We start from the raw sequence: 25,281 nt of genomic DNA on the forward strand, positions 1-25,281 counted from the left end.
ACGGTGCCATGAGGGGCGTGGTCCGGACCACAGTGCGGCCCCTCGTACGCCCCGCTACTTCGACGGCGGGGCCGTGCGCGCCTGCGGTATCGGCTCCGTGGCGCGGGCCTGGGGCGAGGTCGCGTCGGCGAACGTGGAGGGCGCGGCGACCGACGCCGAGGGGTCGGCGGGCTCCTCCTCCGGCGTGGCGGTCGCGCCGCCGACGATGCGGATGTCCGCCGCGTCGAACGCCCGCTTGATCCGCCAGCGCAGCTCGCGCTCGACCGCCGTCGACTTGCCCGGCATCGTCTTCGCCGTGACGCGCACCACCATGGAGTCGATCAGGACGCTGTCCAGGCCGAGCACCTCGATCGGCCCCCACAGGAGCTCGTTCCAGGGCTCCTCCTTGCTCATCTTCTCGGCGACCGCGTCGAGCGTGGCCTTGAGGTGGTCCAGGTCCTCGTCCGCCCTGACGGTGACGTCGACGCCGGCGGTGGCCCAGCCCTGGGAGAGGTTGCCGATGCGCTTGATCTCGCCGTTGCGGACGTACCAGATCTCGCCGTTGTCACCGCGCAGCTTGGTCACCCGCAGCCCGACCTCGATGACCTCGCCGGAGGCGACGCCCGCGTCGATGGTGTCGCCGACGCCGTACTGGTCCTCAATGATCATGAAGACGCCGGAGAGGAAGTCGGTGACCAGGTTGCGCGCGCCGAAACCGATCGCGACACCGGCCACACCGGCCGAGGCGAGCAGCGGGGCGAGGTTGATCTGGAAGGCGCCGAGCACCATCAGGGCGGCCGTGCCGAGGATCAGGAAGGACGCCACCGAGCGCAGCACCGAGGCGATGGCCGCCGAGCGCTGCCGGCGGCGCTCGGCGTTGACCAGCAGACCGCCGAACCCGTTGCCCTCCACGGCCTGGCCCGTGCGGTTCATCCGCTCGATCAGCCGGGTGACGGCCCGCCGCACCATCGCCCGCAGCACGACCGCTATCACCAGGATCAGCAGCACCCGCAGCCCGATCGCGAGCCACGTGGACCAGTTCTCCTCGACCCAGCCCGCCGCGTTGTTCGCGTGCTCCTGGGCGTCCTGGAGAGTTGCCGTGGCCGCGTTCCCCGTACGGGACGGGGAGGGGGACGGCGACGGCGCGGCGGCGGACGCGCGGGGGGCGGACGCCCGGGGGACGGACGCCCAGAGGACGGACGGGGACACGGCGGAAACCTCCTGGTACGGCCTGCCGCCGGCGCCGGACGGCCGCGGGGTTGTCGGCCGGCCGGTGTCGATCGGATCACGGGAAGGTCACCGGACGGGCAGGGAAGACCACACTAACGGGGCATGTTGTGGGGATTCCCTGTGATGTAGGGAGGAGAGACGGCGCTCACCTGCGTATGCGGGGAGCGCGGCGTGGGGCGCGCTTCCGGTGTGGTCGAAAACACTCCCAGCCCGTTACCGGGACATGGTGGCGCTTCCACCAGGCATGAGGAGAGACTGACTATCTGTCCGTCCCGGCGCGAGCCACGCGCCGCCGGCGTACCAAGGAGGCCATCCGTGCCGCATGTCCTGGTCCTCAACGCGTCGTACGAGCCCCTCGGCGTCGTACCGCTCCGCCGCGCGCTCGTCCTCGTCCTGGAGAACAAGGCCGTCAGCCTGGAGGAATCCGGCGCCTTCCTGCACAGTGCGACCGTCACAGTCCCCGCACCCAGCGTGGTCCGGCTGAAGAGGTTCGTCCGGGTTCCCTACCGGGGGCCCGTGCCGCTGACCCGGCGGGCGCTGTTCGCCCGCGACGGCGGGCGGTGCATGTACTGCGGGGGCGTCGCCACCAGCGTCGACCACGTCGTTCCGCGCAGCCGCGGGGGGCAGCACGCGTGGGACAACGTGGTCGCATCGTGCCGCCGCTGCAACCACGTCAAGGCCGACCGCCACCTCGTCGAACTCGGCTGGCGCCTCCGCCACAAGCCCGCCCCGCCGACGGGCCTGGCCTGGCGCATCATCGGCACCGGCCACCGCGACCCGCGCTGGCTGCCGTACCTGCAACCGTACGGCGCCGACGACGCGCTGGCCCGGATCGACGGCATCTCGGCGTAGAGCGCCCAGTAGCGCGGCTGATCGCGCAGTTCCCCGCGCCCCTTCGAGGGCGCGGGGAACTACGAATCCTTCGGGGCCGGTCCCGGGGGCTTGCCCCGGGAGTCGGGACGGGAAGGGGCGGCGGGGGCGAGGAGAATCCCCCCGTCACCCGTACCGCAGCTCCCCGACCCGCCCCGCTCGCCTCAACGCCGGAGCAGTCGCCGCCGCGGCCAGCACACACAGCGCCCACACGGCCACCGGCACCAGCACCGCCCCCCACGGCACCCCACCACCCCCCGCCAACCGTGCGTACCACGCACCCACCACCACGCCCCCGCCCCCGGCGACAACAACCCCCGGCCCCAACGGCAACGCCGTCTCCAGCAGCAACGCCCGCACCAGCACCCCCCGTGGCACCCCCATCGCCACCTGCGCCGCCAGCGCCCGCCGCCGCACGGCAAGCGACTCGGCGGTGCCCACCACGAGCGCGGCCAGCGCGATGCAGAGGGCGATCAGCAGCGCGATCGCCGTCAGGTTCAGCCCCGCCCGGTAGAACGACGGATCCCCGGCCGGCGAGCCGGCGGTCTCCCCACCGCCCAGCCGGTCCAGCAGTACCCGTCGCACCCCGACGAACCCGGCCCCCACCACCGTCACCAGCAGCACCGCCCCGTGCGTACGGGCGGCGGCCCAGGGATCGTCCCGCAGCCGCTCCGCCGCGATCAGCACCGCCGGGCTGCCGGTACGCCCCGCCGCCCACCGGCCCACCAGCCGGGCCGCGACCCCGGACAGGACCACCGCACCCGCCCCGGCGAGCACCACCACCCCGAACATCAGCAGCACGCCCCACACCGCACCGCCCCGCGCCCCCGCCGTCCCCAGGGCGAACCCGGCGGCCAGCAGCACCACCGCCGCCCCCGCGCAGACCAGGGCGGGCCCCCGTCCGGTCCGCGGCCGGGACCGCCGTACGACGCCCAGCGGCGAGGCGATCACGCGCCGCAGCGCCACCACGGCCACCAGCGCGCCCAGCACCGGCACGACCGCCACGACCAGCGCGGCCCCCGCCCACACCAGGGCAGGCGTGTGCTCCCCTACGCGCAGCAGGAGCAGTACGGAGAACACGGCGGTGACCGTCGAGCCCGCCGCGCACGCGAGCCCCGTCTCCAGCCCCGCGATCCGCCGCACCTGCGCGGGCGAGGCGCCCGACAGCTGCAACGCGGCCAGCCGGCGGTCCCGGTGGACCGCGCCGACCCGGGCGCACTGCCCGAGGAACCCGAGCACCGGGACCAGCAGGAGCAGCAGTGCGGCGATCACCCCGCGACGCTCCCCGGGCCGGTCCAGCAGCCCGTGCCCGAACGACACGCTCACCTGCCCGCGCAGCGCCGCGACGGCGACCGCGGCCAGTGCGCACCCGGCGACCAGGGCCGCGCCCGCCCCGGTCAGCAGCAGCCGCCACCACTCCCGCCGGTCCGACCCGCGCACCAGCGCCCACGCCAGCCGCAGATCCGCCCGCGGCGCCGCTCCCGAAGCGCTCATCGGCCCGCCTCCGCCGTGCCGTCGACTCCACCGACGGACGCCCACGCGGGTTCGCCCGTCACGACCCCGTCCCGCAGCACCACCTCCCGGTCCGCGTACGCCGCGACCTGCGCGTCGTGCGTGACCAGCAGCACCGCCGCGCCCGACTCGCGGGCCGTGTGCACCAGGGCCGTCATCACCTGCTCGGTGGCGAGCGAGTCCAGCGCGCCCGTCGGCTCGTCCGCGCACACCACCCGCGCCCCGGTGACCAGCGCCCGCGCCAGCGCCACCCGCTGTGCCTGGCCGCCGCTCAGCTCGCCCGGCCGCAGTGCCCCCTGCCCGCGTACGCCGAACCGCTCCAGCCACTCGCTCGCCCGCTCCCGCGCCGCCGCGCGGGAGGCGCCCGCGAGCAGCAGGGGCAGGGCCACGTTGTCCGCCGCCGTCAGCTCGGGGATCAGCTGGCCGAACTGGAACACCACCCCGAACTCCGTGCGCCGCAACTCGCTCAGCCGGTCCTCCGGGAGCCGGTCGACGCGCTCGGCGCCGTAGTGGACCGCGCCCGAGTCGGGGCGCGTGATGCCCGCCAGACAGTGCAGCAGCGTGGACTTGCCGCTGCCGCTGGGGCCCGTGACGGCGAGGATCTCGCCGGCGTGCACCTCGACCGAGGCGCCGCGCAGGGCCGGGGTCGCGCCGTGCGCCTTCACCAGGTCCCGGCCCGCCAGGAGCGGACCGCTCGCGTCGGCCGGACCGCGCACGTTGACTGGACTGCTCATGCTGAGTTGACCTCCGCGGTCAAAGTGGTGAGCCGGGCCGCCGTGGTCGTCATCCAGCGGAGGTCGGCGTCGAGGTGGTGGAGGGCGTAGTCGGCCGAGAGCACGGTCGCCAGGGCGGCGCCGGGTGCCGTCTTCACCGCGGTGAGCTCCCGCATCCGGGCCATGTGCGCGGCCCGCTGGGCCCGCAGATAGCCGGCCGGATCGCCCGGGGCCAGGATCGCGACGACGACCTTGGCGAAGATCTCGTTCGTCACGAACGGCGCCGGGGGAGTGACCTCCCCCGCCCACTGGGCCAGCTCCCGGGCCCCGTCCTCGGTGGCGCGGTACAGGGTGCGCTCGGGGCCGCCGTCGGAGTCGGTGCCCTCGACCTCGGCGAGGCCGTCCCGGACCAGCCGTTGCAACGTCGTGTAGACCTGCCCGTACGCCAGGGGGCGCGCCTGGGGGAAGCGCTCGTCGTGCCGCCGCTTGAGGTCGTAGCCATGGCTCGGCCCCGCGGCGAGCAGCCCGAGCAGGATGTGGCGGGTGCTCATGGAGATCAGTATGCACTCACAACATGTACTGAGTGAATAGTCTCCGCGCGAAAAGTGCCGCACACCCGGACGTGTGACGCGGAGCACGTTGCGGGGTGAGTTACGTCTGCGGGTGCGGGCTTGGGGTAGGGCTACTAACCCTCACCCGCGACGGACCGACCACCCGTACCGGACCGTCCGACGACAAGGAGGCCCTTGTGGCCGCAGCGGTACCTCTTCTCTTTCCCGCCCAGTCCAAACGCCCGGCGGAGCCGTCCGCCGAAACCGCCGTGCTCGACCTGTGCATGCTCAGCGCGGAGGGCAGCTGCGCCGAGGCGCCCCTGACCAGCGAGCCCCCGCTGCCCGACCTCGAGCCGCTCACCAGCGAACCCCCGCTGGCCGACGCGGCCCCCCTGACCAGTGAGCCCTCCGTCGCCGGCGCCGGCCTCACCGGGGCGTGCGCGGACCCCTCGGGACTGTAGATGCCGCCGGGCGAGCGGGAAGAGGCCCCTCGGGCGGGGGACGCGACGGGGGAGACGCCGGCCGACGACCGCCCGGGGGAGGTGTCCGCCGGGGGCCGACCGGGGGAGACGTCCGCCGGGGGCCGCCCGGGGGAGACGTCCGCCGGGGGCGAGCACGAGACGCCCCTGGCCCGGCTCGCCGCCCTGCACGGTGTCGCCACCTCCTACCGGCCCGCACCGGACCGTGCGGTCGCCGCCTCCGACGGAGCCGTGGTCGCCGCGCTGGCCGCGCTCGGCGTCGACGCGGGCGGCCCGGACGCCGTACGCCGTGCGCTCGACGCACGCGAGGCGGAGCTGCGGGAGCGGCTGCTGCCGCCGACGGTCGTGCGGTGGCTGCCCGGGGCGGGAGAGGAGCCGGCGGTGCCGGACGCCCTCGCCGCGCTCCCGGCGGGTGCGCGACTGCGCGTCGAGACCGAGCAGGGCGAGGTCCGCGACGACGGGGCCGACGGCCTTCCGCCCGGTGTGCACACCCTGCACGCCATCGCCCCCGACGGCCGCACCGCCACCGCGCACCTCGTCGTCGCCCCGGCTCGGCTGCCCGCCCCGCCCGGCCGCACCCACGGGCTCCTCGTCCAGCTCTACTCCCTGCTCTCCCACCGCTCCTGGGGCATGGGCGACCTCGGTGACCTCGCCGAGCTCACCGCCTGGGCCGGCCGCACCCTCGGCGCCGGATTCGTGCAGGTCAACCCGTTGCACGCGGCCGTACCCGGCGCCCCCACCGACCCCTCCCCGTACCGGCCCTCCTCCCGCCGCTACCCCGACCCGGTCCACCTGCGGGTGGAGGACGTCCCCGAGTACCCCTACGCCGACGACCCCGCCCGCCTCGCCGAGCTCCGCGCGGAGGGCGCCCGGCTGCGCGCCGCCGTCCTGCACGAGGACGCGCTCATCGACCGCGACGCCGTGTGGGACGTCAAACGCCCGGCCCTCGAACAGGTGCGCGCCGTTCCGCTCGGGCCCGGCCGCAGGGCCGCCTACGCCGACTTCCTCGCCCGCGAGGGGCAGGCCCTGGAGGACCACGCCACCTGGTGCGCGCTGGCCGAGGTGCACGGCTCCGACTGGCACCGGTGGCCCGAACCGCTGCGCGACCCCCGTTCGGCCGAGACCGCCCGGGCGCGCGGCGAACTCCTCGACCGCGTCGACTTCCACAGCCGGCTCGCCTGGCTCACCGACGCCCAGCTCGCCGCCGCCCAGCGCTCCGCGCGCGACGCCGGCATGGCGATCGGGCTCGTGCACGACCTCGCCGTCGGCGTCCACCCCGGCGGCGCCGACGCCTGGGCGCAGGCCGACCACTTCGCCGCCGGCATGTCGGTCGGCGCCCCGCCCGACGCCTTCAACGCCCGCGGCCAGGACTGGGGGCTGCCGCCCTGGCGCCCCGACCGGCTCGCCGCCTCCGGCTACGCCCCCTACCGCAGCCTGCTGCGCGCCCTGCTCCGGCACGCGGGCGCGCTGCGCATCGACCACGTCATGGGCCTGTTCCGCCTCTGGTGGGTCCCCCAGGGGCAGCCGCCCACCGAGGGCACCTACGTCCGCTACGACGCCGACGCCATGCTCGCGATCCTCGTCCTGGAGGCCTCCCGCGCCGGCGCCCTGGTGATCGGCGAGGACCTCGGCACCGTCGAGCCCGGTGTGCGCGAGGCGCTCCACAAGCGCGGGGTGCTCGGCACCTCCGTGCTGTGGTTCGAGCGCGACTGGACCGGCGACGGCCGGCCGCTGCCCCCCGAACGCTGGCGCGCCGACTGCCTGGCCACCGCCACCACCCACGACCTGCCCTCCACCGCCGCCCGCCTCACCGGCGAACACGTCGACCTGCGCGACCGCCTCGGCCTGCTCACCCGCCCGGTGGAGGAGGAACGCGCCGAGGCCGCGGCGGACGTCGGCGAGTGGCTGGCCGTCCTGGACCGGCTCGGCCTGCTCGAAGGCGCCGGCGGCGGACCGGCCGGACCCCGCGAGGAGGCCGAGATCCAGGCCCTGCACCGGTTTCTGCTGCGCACCCCCGCCCGCATGGTCGGCGTCTGGCTCCCCGACGGCGTCGGCGACCGCCGCCCGCAGAACCTGCCCGGCACCTGGGACCAGTACCCCAACTGGCGCCTGCCCATCGCCGACGCCGAGGGCCGCCCGGTCACCCTGGAGGACCTGGCCGCCTCCCCCCGCGTCCGCGCCCTGACGGACGTCCTGCGCGAGCCGGGGGAGCGGTGAGGCCGGGCCGCGCCCACGGGGCCGGTCGGGCGGCCGTACGGCACCCCGGGCGCGCGGGGCTTCCGGCCGTTCGCTACGTTTGCACCGTGGACAAGAAGAACGCCCTGCGCGCCGGCGCCCTGGCTGCCGGTACGACGCTGATGATGCTGCTCATGTCGTCCCCCGCGCTCGCGCTGGCCCGCGACGACGGCGACGACCCCGGCCAGGGCCTCAGCGTCGCCGAGACGCTGGGACTCTACGTCGCCGCGCCGATCGTCCTGTTCCTGGTCATCGCCGGCCTGGTGATGGCCCTGGACAAGTCCCGCAAGCAACAGCAGGGCTGAGACACCTTCTCCGCGCGAGGGAGCCCGCCCACCACACGGTGAGCGGACTCCCTCGACGTGTTCCCGGAGCGCCCCGCGACGGGCGCGGGGCCGTGCCGGACGGAACTACCGCCCGGCCGCGTCCACCTCCTGCGCCCGCAACGCCCGCTCGACCCCCGCCCGCGCCTCGGAGATCAACCTCCGCAACGCCGCGTTCGGCTCCGCCGACGACAGCCACTCGTCCGTCTTCGACAACGTAGCGGCGGCCACCTGCACGGACGGGTACAACCCGACCACCACCTGCTGCGCCATCTCGTACGACCGCGACTCCCACACACCCTTGACCGCGTCGAAGTACCGGTCCACGTACGGCGCCAGCAACTCCCGCTGATCCGTCTGCACGAACCCCGCGATCACCGCCTCCTGCACCGCGTTCGGCAACGAGTCGGACTCCACGACCGAGGCCCACGCCTCCGCCTTGGCCTCCTGGGTCGGCCGCGCCGCTCGCGCACTCGCCGCGTGCCGCTCGCCCGCCGCCGTCCGGTCGCGCTCGTACTCCCCGGCGATCTCGTTCTCGTCGAACCGCCCGACCGCCGCCAGCCGCTGCACGAACGCCCAGCGCAGCTCGGTGTCGACGACCAGCCCCTCCACGGTGTGCGAACCGTCGAGCAGCGACTCCAGCAGGTCCAGCTGCTCCGGCGTACGGGCGGTCGCGGCGAACGCGCGCGCCCAGGCCAGCTGGTGGTCGCTGCCCGCCTCGGCCGACCGCAGATGGGCCAGCGTGGCGTCGGTCCACCGGGTGAGCAGCGCCTCCCGGGCGCCCGGGTCGGCATACAGGTCGACGGCGAGCTTGACCTGGCGGTGCAGCGACTGCATCACACCGATGTCGGACTCCTTGCCGATGCCGGACAGCACCAGGGACAGGTAGTCGCGCGCGGGGAGCTCGCCGTCGCGGGTCATGTCCCACGCCGAGGCCCAGCACAGGGCCCGCGGCAGCGACCACTCGAAGTCGCCCAGATGCTCGGTGACGAACGCCAGCGACTGCTCGTCGAGGCGGACCTTGGCGTACGACAGGTCGTCGTCGTTGAGCAGGACGACCGCCGGACGGCGCCGCCCGGCCAGCTGCGGCACGGCGGTCAGCTCGCCGTCGACGTCCAGCTCGATCCGGCCGTCCTCGGCGCGCACCAGCTTGCCGCTCGCCTCGTCGAGGTCGTACAGGCCGATCGCGATCCGGTGCGGCCGCAGCACCGCCTCGCCCTTGGCACCGGCGGGCAGCGCCGGGGCCTCCTGACGGACGCCGAAGGAGGTGATGACCCCCTCGGCGTCCGTCTCGATCTCCGGGCGCAGGATGTTGATGCCGGCCGTCTCCAGCCACTTGTTCGACCAGGTCTTCAGATCGCGCCCGGAGGTCTCCTCCAGCGCGCCCAGCAGGTCGGACAGGCGCGTGTTGCCGTACGCGTGGCGCTTGAAGTACGCCTGCACGCCCTGGAAGAACTCGTCCATGCCCACGTACGCCACGAGCTGCTTGAGCACGCTGGCGCCCTTGGCGTAGGTGATGCCGTCGAAGTTGACGAGCACGTCCTCGAGATCGTTGATCTCGGCCATGATCGGGTGCGTGGAGGGCAGCTGGTCCTGCCGGTAGGCCCAGGTCTTCATCTGGTTGGCGAAGGTGGTCCAGGACTGCGGCCACCTCGTGCCCGGCGCGTGCGCGAGGCAGGCGGCCTCGGCGTAGGTGGCGAACGACTCGTTCAGCCACAGGTCGTTCCACCACTCCATGGTGACCAGGTCGCCGAACCACATGTGGGCCAGCTCGTGCAGGATCGTCGCGGCCCGGCCCTCGTACGCCGCGTCCGTCACCTTGGACCGGAAGACGTACTGGTCGCGGAAGGTGACCGCGCCCGCGTTCTCCATCGCGCCCGCGTTGAACTCCGGCACGAACAGCTGGTCGTACTTCTTGAACGGGTAGGCGTAGTCGAACTTCTCCTGGAACCAGTCGAAGCCCTGCCGGGTGACGTCGAAGATCGCGTCCGCGTCGAGGAACTCGGCGAGCGAGGGCCGGCAGTAGATGCCGAGCGGGACGGACTGCCCGTCCTTCTCGTAGACGCTGTGCACGCTGTGGTACGGGCCGACGATCAGCGCGGTGATGTACGTCGAGATCCGCGGCGTCGGCTCGAACACCCATACGTTCTCGGCGGGCTCGGGCGTCGGCGAGTTGGAGATGACCGTCCAGCCCTCCGGCGCCTTCACGGTGAACTGGAAGGTCGCCTTCAGGTCCGGCTGCTCGAAGCTCGCGAACACCCGGCGGGCGTCGGGGACCTCGAACTGGGTGTAGAGGTAGGCCTGGTCGTCGACCGGGTCGACGAAGCGGTGCAGGCCCTCGCCCGTGTTGGTGTACGCGCAGTCGGCGACGACCCGCAGGATGTTGCGGCCCTCCAGGAGCCCGCGCAGCGCGATCCGGGAGTCCGCGAAGACCTCGGCGGCGTCCAGCGTGTCACCGTTGAGGGTCACCTCGTGCACGGCCGGGGCGATCAGATCGATGAACGAGTCCGCGCCGGACTCGGCCACGTCGAAGCGCACCGTGGTCACGGACCGGTAGGTGCCTCCGTCTTGAGCGCCCGAGAGATCGAGGTCGATCTCGTACGAGTCGACGGTGAGCAGCTTCGCCCGCGTCCGTGCCTCTTCGCGGGTCAGATTTGTGCCAGGCACGCGGTCATCTCCTCCATATGTGTCGGTTCGGTCATCCTTCCACGACCGGCACGGCGAAGGCTGCCGAGATTTCGTGGAACGACCGACGGACCGGACACGTCGAGGGAAAGCCCTGCCCCGGGGGCGGACCGGCGTGGGGAAACCCCTGCTGGTGCGGCGGCGGGCCGGGGCCCGTCAGCCGCACCGGCGGAGCGTGCGGACGGGCCGGGTTCCCGTCCGCCGCACCCGTGGAGCGTGCGGCGGGCCGGGTTCCCGTCCGCCCACCCGCGAACCGGTTACTTCTTCTCGTTCAGCTCCGCCGCCACCAGTTCCGCGATCTGTACGGCGTTCAGCGCGGCGCCCTTGCGGAGGTTGTCGTTGGAGATGAACAGGGCCAGGCCGTTGTCCACCGTCTCGTCGGCGCGGATGCGGCCCACGTACGACGGGTCCTGGCCGGCCGCCTGAAGCGGGGTCGGGATGTCGGAGAGGGCCACGCCGGGGGCGCCGCCCAGCAGCTCGGTGGCGCGCTCGGGGCTGAGCGGGCGGGCGAAGCGGGCGTTGACCTGGAGGGAGTGGCCGGAGAAGACCGGCACGCGCACACAGGTGCCGGAGACCTTCAGCTCCGGGATCTCCAGGATCTTGCGGGACTCGTTGCGGAGCTTCTGCTCCTCGTCGGTCTCGTTCAGGCCGTCGTCGACCAGGTTGCCGGCGAAGGGCAGCACGTTGAAGGCGATGGGGCGCTTGTAGACGGCCGGCTCGGGGAAGTCCACGGCCGCGCCGTCGTGCGTCAGCCGGTCGGCCTCCGCGACCACCTTCTGCGCCTGCCCGTGCAGCTCGGCGACGCCGGCGAGTCCGGAGCCGGACACCGCCTGGTACGTGGCGACGACCAGCGCCTGGAGCCCCGCCTCCTCGTGCAGCGGCTTGAGGACGGGCATCGCGGCCATCGTGGTGCAGTTCGGGTTGGCGATGATCCCCTTGGGGCGGTTCAGGGCCGCGTGCGGGTTCACCTCGGAGACCACCAGGGGGACGTCCGGGTCGCGGCGCCAGGCGGAGGAGTTGTCGATCACGACGGCGCCCTGGGAGGCGACCTTCTCGGCCAGTGCCTTGGAGGTGGCGCCGCCCGCGGAGAACAGGACGATGTCGAGACCGGTGTAGTCGGCCTCGGAGGCGTCCTCCACCGTGACGCCGTCGACGACCGTGCCGGCGGAGCGGGCCGAGGCGAACAGGCGCAGCTCGGTGACCGGGAAGTCGCGCTCCTTGAGGATCCTGCGCATGACCGTGCCGACCTGTCCGGTGGCTCCGACGATTCCGACCCTCACGGTGTCTCCCTGGTTCTCGGCGCGACTCGGCCGCGTTTCGGCCGCTTCTCCATGATGCGGTGGTGCCCGGGCCGCCTGTCCAATCCTTTGCCGTCCTGCTCGGGGAATGGGACGGGGCGCCCTCCGGGCGGGGCCCGGGGGCGTGCCTACCCGGGGGGTGGTGGGGCACGCGGGGGTGTGACGTATGCCTCTGCCCGGTGGGGGGCGCCTCCAGTTTTTCTCGCCCCCGCCGCCCCTACCCTTCCCGTCCCTCGGGGGCTCCGCCCCCGGACCCCGAAAAGATCGCGCAGTTCCCCGCGCCCCTCCACAAGCTCCGTTGACTTCGTCGGCTAACCCTATTAGCTTATGGCTAATGGAATTAGCCAAAGGGGTCGGAGGAGCTGTCATGACCGAGTACCTTGCCGTGGACGGTGGGCGTCTCGCCTACGACGTCGTGGGGGACGGGCCGCTCGTCGTGCTGGCGCACGGGGTGGGGGACAGCCGGTACGCCTACCGGGCCGTCGTTCCCCGGCTCGTGGCCGCCGGGTACCGCGTCGCCGCCGCGGACCTGCGCGGCTGCGGTGAGTCCGACGCCGAGTGGGCGTCCTTCAGCCGTACCGACGTCGCCGGTGACCTGCTCGCCCTCGTGCGGCACCTCGGCGGGCCCGCCGTGCTCGTCGGGCACTCCTTCTCCGGCGGCGCCGCCACCATCGCCGCCGCGCGGGAGCCGGAGCTGATCACCGCCGTCGTCGAGCTGGCGCCGTTCACGCGCAAGCAGTCGATGAAGCTCGGCGACCTCAAGGTCAAGCGGTTCCGCAAGGGCATGGTGCGGCTGCTCGGCGCCAGTCTGTTCGGCAGCCCGCGGCTGTGGCGCGCGTACCTGGAAGTGGCCTACCCCGGCGTCCGGCCGGCCGACTGGGAGCAGCGGACGGCGCGCTTCGACGCGCTCATGAGCGAGCCCGGCCGGATGAAGGCACTGCAAGGCATGGGGCGCAGCGCCCCGGGCGACGCGGGGGCTCAGCTCGGCAACGTCCGCTGCCCCGTGCTGGTCGTCATGGGCACGCTCGACCCGGACTGGGCCGATCCGCGGGCCGAGGGCGAGGCGATCGTCGCCGGACTCCCGGACGGCCTCGGCCGTCTCGAGCTGATCGAGGGGGCCGGGCACTACGCCCACGACCAGTACCCCGACCAGGTGGTCTCGCTCCTGCTCCCCTTCCTCGCGGAGGCCGCCCGTGCCTAGGGCGGGTCTCGATCGGGCGGCCGTCGTCGCGGCCGGCGCCGCGCTCGCCGACGAGGTCGGCGCGGGCCGCCTCACGATGGGGCTGCTGGCCGAACGGCTGGGGGTGCGCACACCCTCCCTGTACAAGCACGTGGCCGGGCAGGAGGACCTCAACCGGCGCATCGCCGGCCTGGCGCTGAGCGAGGCCGCGGACGCGGTCGGCGGCGCCGTCCAGGGGCACGCCGGGCGCGACGCCCTGGCCGCCGCCGCCCGCGCCTTCCGCCTCTTCGTGCTCCAGCACCCGGGCCGTTACGCCGCGACGATCGGCATGGAACCCACCGGACCGGACGACCCGCTGGCCACCGGCGGCCGACGGCTGCTGGACGCGTTCCTCGCGGTGCTGCGCGGCTACGACCTCCCGGAGCGGGACGTGGACCACGCGCTGCGGATGCTGCGCAGTCTCTTCCACGGCTTCGCCACCCTCCAGTCCGCGGGCGGCTTCCAGTGGAGCGCCGACGTGGACGAGAGCTTCGAGTGGCTCGTCGCCTTCGCCGACCGGGGCCTGCGCGCCCCGTGAGCGGCGGGGGAGGAGGAACGCGCCCCCCGCCCCCGCCGCGCGGTTACGGCACCACCTTCCCGATGCTCACACTGCCCGTGCCCGCGACCGTGCCCCGGGCGTCGACCAGCTGCACCCGGCCGAAGAACTCCCGGCCCTCGGGTGCCGCGGCAGCCGCCGTGACCTGCGCGTCCACCGTCGCCGACGCGCCCGTGCCGAGCTTCACCGGCGCCGAGGAGTCCACCGTCACCGTGCCGAGCGAGGACGAGAAGAACACGTCCCGGTAGTCGTACTCGGTGGTCCCGGCGGGCACCGAGTAGCCGACGACCTCGACCGTGTACGTTCCGGCGGCCGGCTTCGCCACCGACACCGACTCCTCCGAGTCGCCGTCCGCCGACTGCGCGACCTGCGCGCCCGACGCGTCGTACACCGTCAGGTCCAGGTCGGCCCCGGTGTCCGAGGTCCCGCCGATCGCCACGTCGAGGGAGGCGGCACCCTCGGGCACGACCACGGTGGTGGTCCGGGTCTCGCCCTGCGCGAGCGAGGGCCGGTCCGTCTTCGACGAGCCGAGCGGGCCGCCCTTCAGGGTGCCCTCCAGCGCCGCGAACCTGTTCGTGACCTTCCAGGAGGCGGTGGCCGGGGTGCCGACCTTCGCCTCGGGCACGCTCACGGTCGCCGGGTCGAACTCCGCGCCGAGCACGGTGACGTCCAGCTTGTAGGGGTTGTCCAGGAGCGGCGAGGTACGCCGTGCCTCGACCTCGATCTCCCACACCCCGGCCTGCGGCTCGGCGTACGAACGCGCGTCCGGGCGGCAGCCGTTGCCGTCGAGGTAGTTGTTGTAGCAGTACGGCGTGGACGTCTCGTCCACCGGGACGCCGTACGGGTGGATGCCGATGAACCGGGTCTGGCTCTTGTCCCGCAGCCCGCCGATGGCGACCTCCAGCGAGGTGGCGCCCTCGGGGACGGTCACGAAGTACGAGCGGGTGCTGTTGCGCTGCACCGAACCCGACGCCGTGTAGGTGTACTTCGCCGGCGTGGAGACCACGACCGTGGTGAGGATCTGCTGGTCGGTGCCAACCGTGCGCGGGTCGTCGACCTCGAGGATCGCGCTCTTGAGCCCCGCCGACCGCGGCGTCGCCCGCACCTTGACGGTCACCGGCTCGTTCAGCGGCAGCCGCACCAGCGGGGAGCCGACGATCTCGAACGTGTGCGTGGCGTCGTTGGCGAGCCGCAGCCGGTGCCACACCCCGCCCGAGGGGCCGGAGGTGCGGGTCACAGTGACGTCGTACGTCCTGTGCTGCCCGGCCTTGAGGCCGCCCTCGCGGTCGTACAGGCCGGTGCCGAAGCCGGGGGTCGTGAGCGCGTAGTCGATCGCGGTGTCGACCGGCGCCTTCACCGTGTACGTGTGGGCGCTCGCGCCGTGCCGGATGGACCGCCAGGCGGCGACGATGTCGATGAGACCCGCGCCCTCCTCGTACGCCTGCACACCGTGGATGTGGTCGGCGGTCGAGGTCAGGGCCGTGCGCAGCTTCGCGGGCGTCAGGTCGACGCCCTTCTGCTTCGCGGCGCTCAGCAGCAGCGCGGAGGCGCCGGCGGCCTGCGGGGAGGCCATCGAGGTGCCCTGGAGCATCGAGTAGCCGGCCGGGAGCGAGTAGCCCGCCTCGGGGACCGGGGCGCCCGGCAGCCAGGTCTGGGTGGTGTTGATCGCGGCGCCCGGCGCGGTCAGCGTCGGCGTGAAGCCGCCGTCCTCACGCGGGCCGCGCGAGGAGAACGGCATCATCGCGTACTTGGTGCGCACCGCGGAGCCGTAGTCGGCCGCCCAGGTCTCGCGCGAGATGGACGCGCCGACGGAGATCACCTTGTCGGCCAGGCCCGGGTCGCCGATCGTGTTGGCGCCGGGGCCCGAGTTGCCCGCGGAGATCACCAGCTGGACGCCGTAGGTGTCGATGAGCCGCGTGTACATCGTGGCGCGCGCGTTGGCGCCGTCGTTGAGCGCGGGCAGCCCGCCGATGGACATGTTGACGATGTCGACGCCCCGGTTGGCGACGAGGTCGATCATGCCCTCGGTGAGCGCCACGTTGGTGCAGCCGCCGCTCCAGGTGCAGGCGCGCGAGGAGACGATCTGCGCGCCGGGGGCGGCGCCGTCCATCCGCCCGCCGAACAGCCCGTTGGCGGCGGTGATGCCGGCGACGTGCGTGCCGTGCTCGGACTCGATGAGGCCGATGTTGACGAAGTCGGCCTTCTTGCCGACCCAGGACCCGCCGTAGGGGTCCATCGGCACGTCCTTGCGGATCTGCACGACGAACGGCTGCCGCTCGGCCACGTCCGTCTTCGGGTCGTCGGTGCCGAAGTACCCGATCTGGTAGCCGTCCTTGTACGGCTTCATCGGGGTGTCGTCGGAGAAGTCCCCGTTGTCGTTCAGGTCGACGCGGACCGTGCCGGCCGCCGCGTCGTACAGCACGCCCCAGGAGTCGGTGGTGTCGCCGTCGCGGTTCGCGTCGCCCGCGGCGTCGCCGCCCGTGGTGTACGACTCCTTGAAGGTGCTCACCTGGTACGAGCCCGCCGGCGCGGTGTACGTGCGCCCGCCGTAGGTGAAGGTGGGCCCGGAGACGGAGCTGACCATGGGGCGCCAGGTCTGGTCGTCGTCCACGATCGGGTCGGTCGCGGTCACCCAGTCGACGATCTTCCGCTGACCGGTGCTCGTCCTCTGGAGCGCCGGGTGGCCGAGGTCCACGCCGGAGTCGAGGATGCCGATGGTGACGCCGCGCCCGTCGGCCTTCGGGTTCTGCCGGACGAAGTCGACGGCGCCGGTCTCGAAGGAGGGGTTGTACGGGTTGACGGCGGGGGTGTTCTTGTCGGGCGCGGAGTAACCGCGGCCGGCACTCCCGTTGCCGGCCCCCTTCGCGTCCTTCGCCGTGTCGGCGCTCGGCGTCGGGTCGTCGAGGGCGATCTCCTGGCGGAGGTCGATCGCGTGCACGGAGGACAGCCTGGTGGCGGCGGCGATGGCCGCGTCCGCCTTCGCGGTGGGGACGGTGGCGCGGACGTAACCGAGCGTGTCGTAGGTCCGGCCGACGGAGCCGCCCTTGACGGCGTCCAGTTCCCCGGCGACCTGCTCGGTCTTCCCGGGGGCGGTGGCGACCATCATGGTGACGGTCTTGTCGCCGTCCGCCTTGGCCTGCGCCAGCAGGTCGGCGTCGTCCGAACCGAGCTTGGCGGGGCCGGACTTGACGGGGGCGGCGGCCGGGTCGGCCGGGTCGGAGGCGGCCGTGCTGGTGTGGCCCGCCGCGACGGCCAGGGGTATCGGCCCGGCCGCGGAGAGCGCGGCCACCAGGCCGGCGGCCACGGCGACGCGGGCCACGCGTCTTCTCGCGCCCGATATGGGGGCGCGCTGAGGGTCGGAGGTCATCAAGCCTCTCCTTCGTGGATACGCCCGGTTTCAGCCGGGGGTGGAAACGAAGCCTCTGCGGAGCGGGGCAGGGAAAGCCGGTTTGCCGCCAGGGCGGACCGGCGACTGCCACCCACTACGTGTACTTCGTCGCAAATTGGTGGAATACCATGCGAGCCGTGAAGACCCTCCATGTGAAGCGGGCGTTCAGGTACCGCTTCTGTCCGACCGATGCGCAGGCGGCGGAGCTGTCGCGCACGTTCGGCTGTGTGCGGAAGGTCTACAACCTGGCCCTGGCGGCGCGCACGGAAGCCTGGACGCGGCAGGAGCGGGTGAACTACAACCAGACGTCGGCGATGCTGACGGCCTGGAAGAAGACCGAGGAACTGGCCTACCTCAACGAGGTCTCCTCCGTCCCGCTCCAGCAGGCGCTCCGCCACCTCCAGACGGCGTTCACCCACTTCTTCGGCAAACGCGCGAAGTACCCGCGTTTCAAGTCGCGGAAGAGGTCGCGGAAGTCCGCGGAGTACACCACCAGCGCCTTCCGCTTCCAGGACGGCAGGCTGACGCTGGCGAAGATGAGCGAACCGCTCGACATCGTGTGGTCCCGTCCGCTTCCGGAGGGTGCCTCGCCGTCCACGGTGACCGTGTCGCAGGACGCGGCCGGGCGCTGGCACGTGTCCCTGCTGTGCGAAGACCCCTCCGTCCAGCCACTGCCCGCCACCGGTGCGGCCGTCGGGATCGATGTCGGGCTCGTTCACCTGCTGACCCTCTCCACCGGGGAGAAGGTCTCCAACCCCCGGCACGAACGGCGCGACCGCGCCCATCTCGCCAGGGCCCAGCGGCAGCTCGCCCGCAAGGCCAAGGGGGACGGAGCCAACCGGGCCAAGGCGCGCCGGAAGGTCGCCGGGATCTGTGCCCGTATCGCCGACCGCAGGCGTGACCATCTGCACAAGCTCACCACTCGGCTCGTTCGTGAGAACCAAACGATCGTGATCGAGGACCTCACCGTTCGCAACATGCTGAAGAACGGCCGGCTGGCCCGCGCCATCAGCGACGCGGCCTGGTCGGAGTTCCGGAGCATGCTGGAGTACAAGGCGCAGTGGTACGGCCGCGAAGTAGTCGCGGTCGACCGCTGGTTCCCCTCCTCCAAACTGTGCTCCGTTTGCGGCACCTTGCGGGACAAGCTGCCGCTGAACGTCCGCGAGTGGACGTGCGTCTGCGGGACGACCCATGACCGGGACGTGAACGCGGCGAAGAACATCCTGGCCGTCGGGCTGACGGCGTCTGTCTGTGGAGCTGGTGTAAGACCTCAACGGAGTACTCCGGGCGGGCAGTCGGCGATGAAGCAGAAACCCCCACGGCGCGAGCCGTAGGACTCCCCCTCCTTCAGGGGGAAAGAAGTCAACGGCATCCCTTGTAGGTCGGATGAACCGAAGTGGGCCGCTCAGCTTTACCCGAGCGGGGGTTGTTTGGGGAGTGTTGACCGTCTGATGACGCGTGCATGGCGTACTTCCGCCATACGTCATCGGGGAGTTAGCGGGCAAAGCGGGCGGTTCCGTCCGGGTGACGCGGGGCTTCCGGCCGTGGCCCCGTACCGTCGCCGCATGCGGCAGAACGTGAGGGTGGCGGCCTACGCCGTGTGCGTCCGGGACGGACGGATCCTGCTGGCGCGGTGGACCGGGGCGGGCGGGCCGCGGCGGTGGACGTTGCCGGGCGGGGGGATGGAACACGGGGAGGATCCGTACGGGACGGTGGTGCGGGAGGTGGAGGAGGAGACGGGGTACCAAGTGGAGCCGGTGGCGCTGCTGGGGGTGGAGTCGGCACGGCGGGTGATCCCGCGCCGGGGCTGGCGGCGGGGTCCGGTCGACCACCAGGCGGTGCGGGTGATGTACGAGGTGCGGGTGGTGGGGGGTGAGCTGCGCTCGGAGATCGACGGCTCGACGGATCTGGCGGCGTGGCACGCGCTGTCGGAGGTGGGCGCGCTGGAGCGTGTCCCGTACGTGGACACGGCGCTACGCCTGTGGCACGACCGCCCCCCGACGGGCCGGGTGGCGGGTTCGCCGTAAGGCTTCCTCGCCCCCCGCCCTTGCCTGACTCAACCCCAACCAGGCAAAGCAATACGCCCCAACTGCGCATTTCAATGGCACAGTTGGGGCGGTGCTCCGTCCCGCGCAGGGGCGCCGGGAGAGGGAACGTACGTGTTGCTGCCCTCGCGCCTCGCAGCGCCCAGGAAGCGGCAGCCGTCCGGTTTGGTGCTCAGTTCGGCCGTCGGGTTGTGTTGCTGTACGGATGGCAGGAGCAGGTGCAGCGAGGCACGAGCACGATGCCGATGGCGCCCGGAAGCGGGACGTCGACCGTCCGTCGGCAGTCGCGGTGCAGGTCCGTGTATTCCGGACGCTGGGCGACCCCGCATTCCGCGGACATGGTCGACGTGTCAGCCACGTGGGAGCCGGTCACGGTTCCCCCCGACTGCGCCTGTTCACCTCGGTCAGCCTGGCGCGTAGCCGGACGATGTTGCCGACGCAGCGCAGGCAGGAACAGGGCGGGAGTTTCGAGCTTGTCTCGATCACGGCCAGGGGCTTCACCGTGCGCTTCTCACGGACTTGGGTCCGCTCGCCCGTTTCGGGGTTGACCCGGTAGACGGCAATGGTCATGCCCATCGGTCAGGCACCCCCGCCCGTGATCGTGGTCGTTTCGCTGTTCACGAGGCGGTACGCGCCCCACAACTCCCGGCCCGCTGCACAGCCGTCCGCAGCCCAGGGCACACTCCTGCATCCATCGCACTTCCGGGCATGCCCGATCCATGCGGCGTAGGGGCGTAGGTGAGGCGTTCACCGCTCACCTTCCGGGGCCGGCTCCTGCGCACCGTCCGGCGGGCAGGTACAGACAGGACCGTGCGGGCCGTCCGGAGCAGCCGTGCGGGGCCTCATGGTGCGGTAGGCCGTCCAGTTGGCGGGTGGCAGCGCCCAGCCAGAGCCGGGCAGCGGTCGGACGGTTAGGGGCGCTGTGATGCTTTGGGCGCGCAGCCCTCTGGGTGCGTCGACCAACTCCGCCCCCCACAGGCGTGGGGCAGGGCCGTGGGGGCGTCCAGGGAACACCACCGGCGGCACATCGGGGGCCTCTCGCCCGAACAACACCACCCTCAACCATTCGAGAACCGTTCGGATAAGGTTTTTCACGTCATCGCTCCTTGAAAGCGTTGGCCACGCCCCGGGGCCGTTCGCGCGGTCGCCGGGGCCCTTCCGTCGGTCTACTCAACCGATTCGGCGAGTGCCTACGGGAGATGACCAGCGTTGACTAGACTGGGCAGTCAACGGTCAACACCTTCCGGAGCAGGCATGGGCGAGTTCAGAGCGCGTGTCCGGGCGGCCCTGACGGAACAGCGCATGAGCATGCGCAGCGCTGCCCGCACCCTCAATTACGATGTTGCCTATCTAAGCCGTGTCCTCAACGGAAAGCAGTCACCATCCCTGCAACTGGCCGAAGGACTGGACCGGTTGCTGGGTATGAACGGTGAATTGGGCGCCCTTGTGGCTCACCCTGTCCAGGCAGGCAATATTTCCTCTTCTGAGCGTCGGCCTGCCCTGGACGGAGACCGCGGAGAGGGTTTCGCGAGCGCCATCCGTGACATGTCACAGCGCCTTGTCGTCCTCGACAACGCAATGAACGGGTTACCTGTTGCGGACGTAGCCGCACGCGCCTTCAAGTCGGTATACCGGCAGATTGGCGATGGTGAATACGACCGCAAGGCGGAGCATGATATCCAGGCGGCTGCGGCGGAGTTGGCGGAAGTCGCCGGATGGGCGCTGTTCGACGCCGAGAAACACGATTCTGCCCGTAGGTTCAACCAGGAAGCGCTGTTCTTGGCGAAGCTCTCGGGCGACCACTCGATCGAGCTGTTGGTCATGCAGAATATGGCCATGCAGGCTGGATGGGTGGGGCGTCCGCGCGAAGAGTTGGCAATCGCACGGTCCATCATCGAGCAGGGCCGCCTGTCCCCACATACGGAAGCGATCTTCAGAGTCCGCGAGGCGAAGGGGCTGGCCGCATCGGGCCAGGAATCGGAAGCTGCCCGACTTTTCGATCTCGCACGCTCACTGATCCAAGAAAGTAAGCGTTGCGGTGACCCGTATTGGGCGTGGTGGGTGACGGCTGCGGAAATTGACGGGCATCAAGGGTTCGCCTTGCAAGAGGCGGGGCAGTGGAAAAAAGGGATTCCCTACCTTCAAAGGGCTCTGCATGATGATGGTGGAGTCAAAGTAGGATACAGGAACATCTCTGCCGTCCGGCTACTCGACTGCCTTTTGAGGGCTGCGGCTTGGCCGCAAGCTGAAGAGCTGGCGCAGTCAATCGTCCCGACCATCGGTGAGACTGCATCTGTCCGTACTCTCAGGCTATTGAGCAAAACTGCTCAGGGCGGAATGGAACTGGCCGGAGCCCCTATGGGAGTCCGTGATTTGCTTCACACCATCTCTGATGCGTTGAATGGGGATCCTTATGCGTTCTAACCTTGATCATTCGTGACGGTGCACAGAGGGAGTTAGCGGCATCTGCGCTGCGCCGCGGGGGGCGGCAGCGCGGAGGCGGCGTACGGTGGACCGTCACGAAAGATCGAGGCTAGAACAAACGGTCTCAGTCCAGATCGCCTGGAGGTCACGGCAGACAATGGTGAGTGTGCCGCCCCAGCAGGCGATCTCGTGACTGCAGCCGCCCCGGTACGGCAGGATCTCATCGAGCATCACAGCCCCGAGGTCCGTCCCTTGGTCCTCTTCGACGGGATCGATGATGAAGCTGGACACCCCTGCGTAGCGGATCAGCAGGTCGTGGCTGTGCTTCCAACAGTTGTGCTGGAACTCGACCTCCATCTCCTCACCGTCGGCACCCCGGACGGCCCGAAGTGTCAGGTCCTTCACACATCGACTGCTGCGGAAGTCGTAGTGATCCGTATCAGTGGCGAAGGCCCGGGCACCCGGCGGCAGATCACCACAGATCGAGGGCAGCTGCTCTAGGTAACGAGAGGGGTCCAACACCCCTGACAGGTCGCCGACCTGCGCATCGAGATTGACGTACTCCATCAGCCTGGCCCCCCACATGGCTTCCTACTGAACGGCGAATCGTCGCACAGGCTCACCAAATGAGATGGCGTCCATGGGTGGGCCTGCGCTCTTGCTCCTCACATGCGGTGATCTTCGCAGTGAGGTCTCGTTCATGCGCGCGAACGGGGGCCTTCTGCGGCGCTCTCAGGTTCCGCCTTGCTCCGCTCGCCCCGCAGCCGAAAAAACTCCTGAGGGCGCCACAACGTTGCCGTGCCGTTCACGCCGTCGCCACTCCCGGTGCCAAACATCCTGGTGAGCGGAACGTTCGCGCAGGCGAACGCCGCGCCACCGTCGATGCGTTCGCCCCCGGGGAGACCCCGCCATGCCGCGCCAACGCTCAGCCACCACACCCCCCACCTCGCAACCCCCCACCCCCTTCGCCCCCACCCGCGCCGGGGCCGCCACCGAGCCGTGGCCCGCCGCCCACGGCCGTCCCGCCGCCGCACCGCCCCTCGCCCCCTACACCCGCGGCACCACCCTGGCCACCGTCGCCACCCCCGCCGGCAAGAACACCGGTTACCGCCGCCTCGGTGACGGCCCCGCCTGGCCCCGCGTCGTCCGCACCGACCTCGCCGCCGCCGCGGACGGCCGGGCGGCTCGCCGCACAACCCTCGCCTCCTTCGTCCAGTTCACCGACCTGCACCTGGTCGATGTCCAGCACCCCCTGCGCTACGAGTACCTGCGCGCCCAGACCTCCAGTGCCTGGCGCCCCCAGGAGGCCCTGTCCGTGGCCGGTGCCGCCTCCCTCGTCGAACGCGTCAACGCCCTGCGCGGCGCCCCCGCCACCGGCGCCCCGCTGCACTTCGTGATGACCACCGGCGACAACTGCGACAACAACTCCCGCACGGAACTGGACTGGTTCCTGAAGGTGATGAGCGGTGGCCGCGTCACCCCCAACTCCGGCGACCCGCGCCACTACGAGGGCGTCCAGAACAGCGGTCTGAAGCTGTACTGGCAGCCGGATGCCGCCCTGCGCGACGCCGACAAGCAGAACGGCTTCCCCCGCCTCGACGGCTTCCTCGCCGCCGCGATCGCCGAGGTCAACAGCCCCGGCCTCAACCTCCCCTGGTACTCCACGGTCGGCAACCACGACGCCCTGCCCGGCGGCTGCTACGCCCCCGGCGACTCCTGGTTCGCCGAGTTCGCCGTCGGCGGCCGCAAACTGATGAGCCTGGACGAGCACGCCGGCAAGGCCATCTGGGACAACGTCCGGCACGGCGGCGACCCCACCGGCGCCGACTTCCGCGCCCTGCTCAAGTCCCAGGCCCGCCACATGCGTTCCGTCACCCCCGACGAGGCCCGCGCCCCGTTCACCCCGGCCGAGTACCTCAAGGCCCACCTCGACCCCGCGCACACCGGCCCCGGCCCCGTCGGCCACGGCTACACCCAGGCCAACCTCGACGCCGGCACCCAGTACTACGCCTTCCGCATCTCCGACGACGTCCTCGGCGTCAGCCTCGACACCACCGACCCCGGCGGCCACTACGAGGGCTCGATCGGCGACGCCCAACTGCGCTGGCTGGAGAAGGCGCTGAGCGACAACCGGGACGCCCACGTCCTCGTCTTCAGCCACCACACCAGCAAGACCATGCGCAACCTGCGCACCGACCCCGGCCGCCCCGGCGAGAAGCGGCACGGCGGCGACGAGCTGGTCACCGTCCTCGGCCGCCACCCCAACGTGCTGGCCTGGGTCAACGGCCACAGCCACAAGAACAACATCACCCCCCACCACTTCTCCGGCGGCGGCTCCTTCTGGGAGGTCTCCACCGCGTCGCACGTCGACTTCCCGCAGCTCGCCCGGGTGATCGAGGTGGCCGACAACAAGGACGGCACGCTCTCCCTGTTCACCACGCTCGTGGAGTCCGCCGCCCCGCACCGCACCGACTTCGCCGACCTCACCCAGACCGGGCTCGCCGCCCTCTACCGCGAACTCGCCTTCAACGCCCCCGGCTCCCGCGCGACCCTCTCGGGCGAGGCCGGGGACCGCAACACCGAACTCGTCCTGAAGAAGGCGTGAAGCAGCACGACAACCGCGCTCACCTGGGCAGGACCACGATGTACGCCGGCGGCTTGCGGTCCGCCGCGGCCATCAGCGCCGTGCGGACCACCGTCGCCTGCTGCTCCGTCGCGTCCCGCAGCTTCTTCGGGGTGACGTGGACGACGGTGACGCCCAGCCGCTCCAGGTGCTCGCGCTTGCGCGCGTGCTCCGCCCACAGGGCGTCGTCGTCCGGGCGCCCCGCGCCCTGCGGGCCGCCGTGGCGCGGGGCCCGGGTGTCCAGCTCGACGGCGACCGCCGCCTGCGGCCAGTAGGCGTCCACGCCGCCCAGGTGCGGGCCGCCCGGCAGCCGCAGGTCGACGTTCCACACCGGGTCGGGCAGCCCGTACTCCTCGACCATCCGGTACAGCCGCTCCTCCGCGAGGGTGCGGCCCTCGGCGAGCAGCGCCTCCACGGCGTCCACCACGTGCGGCCGGTTCAGCAGCCGTGCCTGCGCCAATTCCCGTACCACGGCGGCCGGTTCGCAGTGGCCGCCGCGGACCGCCTCGGTCAGCAGCCGGCGCACGGTGGTGGCGTCCGACAGCTGCGCCACCGCGTCGGCCAGGGCGCGGGGCACCGGGGCGACGGGCACGCCGGTGACCCGCTCGGGGGCGGGCAGCACGGAGGTGCGCACGATACGGACGCAGCCGACGCCGCGCAGCCGCCGGGTGCGGGGGACGAGGACGTCGACGCGGTCCAGGGACGGCAGCGGCGGGGAGGCGGTGAAGCCGTGCAGGGTGAGCGCGGCGAGCCCGGTGACCATCGCCCCGACGGCGGGCACCGGGCGCGGGGCGGGGCCGGACTCGTGGGCCTGGGCGGCGCCCGGCTGCGGCGGGATGCCGGGGACGGCCGTGCCCGAGCCGCTCCGCGTGCGGTCGGCGTAGAGCAGTACCGCGTGCAGCCGCTCCTCCGAGGTGGGCGGGCCGGGGTGCAGCAGCACGACCCCCGGCAGTAGTTGCTGCCAGGGGCCGCCGGGCCGGCACCGCTCGTCGGCCTCGGCGGCGCCGACGCCGTGGGCGCGCAACTGCGCGGTGGTCAGCACGCGGGGGCGGGCGTCGGAGAGGTGCTGGAGCGGGCGGGGGGAGAGGGGGGTGTTGTGCGTCATGCGGGGGAGTTTCCCGGCCCCGGGCCGCCCGATAACCGCTGTTACG

Annotated in this window: 20 protein-coding genes; 10 read left to right on the forward strand and 10 right to left on the reverse strand. The window is 72.2% G+C overall.

Going from position 1 to position 25,281, the window contains the following annotated elements; genetic code table 11:
• Positions 1-54 precede the first annotated feature (54 nt).
• The gene (locus IO29_RS09970) at positions 55-1,188 is read right to left on the reverse strand and encodes a mechanosensitive ion channel family protein (protein ID WP_030379945.1); all 1,134 of its coding nucleotides are present in this window, start codon (positions 1,186-1,188) and stop codon (positions 55-57) included.
• Positions 1,189-1,524: 336 nt separating this feature from the next.
• On the opposite strand from IO29_RS09970, the gene IO29_RS09975 reads away from it, so the two are divergent.
• Positions 1,525-2,061 (forward strand): HNH endonuclease, encoded by a 537-nt coding sequence (locus tag IO29_RS09975; RefSeq protein WP_006137298.1) that lies wholly within the window; start codon positions 1,525-1,527, stop codon positions 2,059-2,061.
• Between the two features lie 144 nt (positions 2,062-2,205).
• Here IO29_RS09975 and IO29_RS38845 read toward each other — a convergent pair whose 3' ends face one another.
• The 3 genes from IO29_RS38845 to IO29_RS09990 are packed head-to-tail and all read right to left on the reverse strand — an operon-like array spanning position 2,206 to position 4,855.
• Positions 2,206-3,573: a hypothetical protein gene (locus tag IO29_RS38845; RefSeq protein ID WP_030379946.1), complete on the reverse strand. Its 1,368-nt coding sequence runs from the start codon at positions 3,571-3,573 to the stop codon at positions 2,206-2,208.
• Positions 3,570-4,325: an ABC transporter ATP-binding protein gene (locus IO29_RS09985; protein ID WP_051707470.1), complete on the reverse strand. Its 756-nt coding sequence runs from the start codon at positions 4,323-4,325 to the stop codon at positions 3,570-3,572. Before IO29_RS09985 ends, IO29_RS38845 begins: the two co-directional genes overlap by 4 nt.
• Positions 4,322-4,855: a PadR family transcriptional regulator gene (locus tag IO29_RS09990; RefSeq protein ID WP_030379948.1), complete on the reverse strand. Its 534-nt coding sequence runs from the start codon at positions 4,853-4,855 to the stop codon at positions 4,322-4,324. The genes IO29_RS09985 and IO29_RS09990 overlap by 4 nt, the downstream gene beginning before the upstream one ends.
• A 197-nt stretch (positions 4,856-5,052) precedes the next feature.
• On the opposite strand from IO29_RS09990, the gene IO29_RS09995 reads away from it, so the two are divergent.
• The 3 genes from IO29_RS09995 to IO29_RS10005 all read left to right on the forward strand — a co-directional run bounded on the left by IO29_RS09995 (position 5,053) and on the right by IO29_RS10005 (position 7,874).
• A complete protein-coding gene (locus IO29_RS09995) occupies positions 5,053-5,316 on the forward strand; it encodes a hypothetical protein (protein ID WP_030379949.1) in 264 nt (87 codons plus the stop codon).
• Positions 5,317-7,551 carry a 4-alpha-glucanotransferase gene (malQ, locus tag IO29_RS10000; RefSeq protein ID WP_078618287.1) on the forward strand — a complete coding sequence of 745 codons (2,235 nt, stop codon included), beginning with the start codon at positions 5,317-5,319 and terminating at the stop codon, positions 7,549-7,551.
• Positions 7,552-7,637: 86 nt separating this feature from the next.
• Positions 7,638-7,874 (forward strand): hypothetical protein, encoded by a 237-nt coding sequence (locus IO29_RS10005; RefSeq protein ID WP_030379951.1) that lies wholly within the window; start codon positions 7,638-7,640, stop codon positions 7,872-7,874.
• Between the two features lie 105 nt (positions 7,875-7,979).
• On the opposite strand, the gene pepN is transcribed toward IO29_RS10005, so the two are convergent.
• Together pepN and IO29_RS10015 are read right to left on the reverse strand one after the other, a co-directional pair.
• Positions 7,980-10,559 (reverse strand): aminopeptidase N, encoded by a 2,580-nt coding sequence (gene pepN / locus IO29_RS10010; protein WP_030379952.1) that lies wholly within the window; start codon positions 10,557-10,559, stop codon positions 7,980-7,982.
• 275 nt (positions 10,560-10,834) lie between these two features.
• Positions 10,835-11,857, reverse strand: a complete 1,023-nt coding sequence (locus tag IO29_RS10015) for an aspartate-semialdehyde dehydrogenase (protein WP_030379953.1) — start codon at positions 11,855-11,857, stop codon at positions 10,835-10,837.
• A 385-nt stretch (positions 11,858-12,242) separates the two neighbouring features.
• Here IO29_RS10015 and IO29_RS10020 point away from each other — a divergent pair, with 385 nt between their 5' ends.
• Together IO29_RS10020 and IO29_RS10025 are read left to right on the forward strand one after the other, a co-directional pair.
• Positions 12,243-13,076, forward strand: a complete 834-nt coding sequence (locus tag IO29_RS10020) for an alpha/beta fold hydrolase (protein WP_030379954.1) — start codon at positions 12,243-12,245, stop codon at positions 13,074-13,076.
• Between the two features lie 76 nt (positions 13,077-13,152).
• Positions 13,153-13,632 carry a TetR-like C-terminal domain-containing protein gene (locus IO29_RS10025; protein WP_051707475.1) on the forward strand — a complete coding sequence of 160 codons (480 nt, stop codon included), beginning with the start codon at positions 13,153-13,155 and terminating at the stop codon, positions 13,630-13,632.
• 43 nt (positions 13,633-13,675) lie between these two features.
• On the opposite strand, the gene IO29_RS10030 is transcribed toward IO29_RS10025, so the two are convergent.
• Positions 13,676-17,017, reverse strand: a complete 3,342-nt coding sequence (locus IO29_RS10030; protein ID WP_030379956.1) for a S8 family serine peptidase — start codon at positions 17,015-17,017, stop codon at positions 13,676-13,678.
• A gap of 149 nt (positions 17,018-17,166) precedes the next feature.
• Here IO29_RS10030 and IO29_RS10035 point away from each other — a divergent pair, with 149 nt between their 5' ends.
• Both IO29_RS10035 and IO29_RS10040 read left to right on the forward strand, forming a co-directional pair.
• On the forward strand, positions 17,167-18,372 hold the full coding sequence (locus IO29_RS10035; RefSeq protein WP_030379957.1) for an RNA-guided endonuclease InsQ/TnpB family protein: 1,206 nt from the start codon (positions 17,167-17,169) through the stop codon (positions 18,370-18,372).
• Positions 18,373-18,603: 231 nt separating this feature from the next.
• Positions 18,604-19,065, forward strand: coding sequence for an NUDIX hydrolase (locus tag IO29_RS10040; protein ID WP_030379958.1), 462 nt, complete (start codon positions 18,604-18,606; stop codon positions 19,063-19,065).
• 387 nt (positions 19,066-19,452) lie between these two features.
• Here the strand turns inward: IO29_RS10040 and IO29_RS36465 are convergent, their stop codons facing one another.
• Positions 19,453-19,659 (reverse strand): hypothetical protein, encoded by a 207-nt coding sequence (locus IO29_RS36465; protein WP_078618289.1) that lies wholly within the window; start codon positions 19,657-19,659, stop codon positions 19,453-19,455.
• Between the two features lie 678 nt (positions 19,660-20,337).
• Here IO29_RS36465 and IO29_RS10045 point away from each other — a divergent pair.
• The gene (locus IO29_RS10045; RefSeq protein WP_030379959.1) at positions 20,338-21,507 is read left to right on the forward strand and encodes a helix-turn-helix domain-containing protein; all 1,170 of its coding nucleotides are present in this window, start codon (positions 20,338-20,340) and stop codon (positions 21,505-21,507) included.
• Between the two features lie 93 nt (positions 21,508-21,600).
• Here the strand turns inward: IO29_RS10045 and IO29_RS10050 are convergent, their stop codons facing one another.
• Positions 21,601-22,074, reverse strand: a complete 474-nt coding sequence (locus IO29_RS10050) for a hypothetical protein (RefSeq protein WP_030379960.1) — start codon at positions 22,072-22,074, stop codon at positions 21,601-21,603.
• Between the two features lie 343 nt (positions 22,075-22,417).
• Between IO29_RS10050 and IO29_RS10055 the strand changes: the two genes are divergently transcribed.
• Positions 22,418-24,112 carry a TIGR03767 family metallophosphoesterase gene (locus IO29_RS10055; protein ID WP_078864277.1) on the forward strand — a complete coding sequence of 565 codons (1,695 nt, stop codon included), beginning with the start codon at positions 22,418-22,420 and terminating at the stop codon, positions 24,110-24,112.
• Between the two features lie 19 nt (positions 24,113-24,131).
• On the opposite strand, the gene IO29_RS10060 is transcribed toward IO29_RS10055, so the two are convergent.
• Positions 24,132-25,235 carry a hypothetical protein gene (locus IO29_RS10060; protein ID WP_030383080.1) on the reverse strand — a complete coding sequence of 368 codons (1,104 nt, stop codon included), beginning with the start codon at positions 25,233-25,235 and terminating at the stop codon, positions 24,132-24,134.
• Between the last annotated feature and the right edge of the window lie 46 nt (positions 25,236-25,281).

The organism is Streptomyces sp. NRRL F-6676 (assembly GCF_000725625.1).
In the GTDB taxonomy this organism is placed as follows: Bacteria; Actinomycetota; Actinomycetes; order Streptomycetales; family Streptomycetaceae; genus Streptomyces.

Coding starts and splice junctions, on each gene's coding strand:
- IO29_RS38845 (WP_030379946.1), bottom strand. CDS start 3,573: ATGAGCGCTTCGGGAGCGGCGCCGCGGGCGGATCTGCGGCTGGCGTGG.
- IO29_RS09985 (WP_051707470.1), bottom strand. CDS start 4,325: ATGAGCAGTCCAGTCAACGTGCGCGGTCCGGCCGACGCGAGCGGTCCG.
- IO29_RS09990 (WP_030379948.1), bottom strand. CDS start 4,855: ATGAGCACCCGCCACATCCTGCTCGGGCTGCTCGCCGCGGGGCCGAGC.
- malQ (WP_078618287.1), top strand. CDS start 5,317: ATGCCGCCGGGCGAGCGGGAAGAGGCCCCTCGGGCGGGGGACGCGACG.
- IO29_RS10020 (WP_030379954.1), top strand. CDS start 12,243: ATGACCGAGTACCTTGCCGTGGACGGTGGGCGTCTCGCCTACGACGTC.
- IO29_RS10025 (WP_051707475.1), top strand. CDS start 13,153: ATGGGGCTGCTGGCCGAACGGCTGGGGGTGCGCACACCCTCCCTGTAC.
- IO29_RS10030 (WP_030379956.1), bottom strand. CDS start 17,017: ATGACCTCCGACCCTCAGCGCGCCCCCATATCGGGCGCGAGAAGACGC.
- IO29_RS10035 (WP_030379957.1), top strand. CDS start 17,167: ATGCGAGCCGTGAAGACCCTCCATGTGAAGCGGGCGTTCAGGTACCGC.
- IO29_RS10040 (WP_030379958.1), top strand. CDS start 18,604: ATGCGGCAGAACGTGAGGGTGGCGGCCTACGCCGTGTGCGTCCGGGAC.
- IO29_RS36465 (WP_078618289.1), bottom strand. CDS start 19,659: ATGGGCATGACCATTGCCGTCTACCGGGTCAACCCCGAAACGGGCGAG.
- IO29_RS10045 (WP_030379959.1), top strand. CDS start 20,338: ATGGGCGAGTTCAGAGCGCGTGTCCGGGCGGCCCTGACGGAACAGCGC.
- IO29_RS10050 (WP_030379960.1), bottom strand. CDS start 22,074: ATGGAGTACGTCAATCTCGATGCGCAGGTCGGCGACCTGTCAGGGGTG.
- IO29_RS10055 (WP_078864277.1), top strand. CDS start 22,418: ATGCCGCGCCAACGCTCAGCCACCACACCCCCCACCTCGCAACCCCCC.
- IO29_RS10060 (WP_030383080.1), bottom strand. CDS start 25,235: ATGACGCACAACACCCCCCTCTCCCCCCGCCCGCTCCAGCACCTCTCC.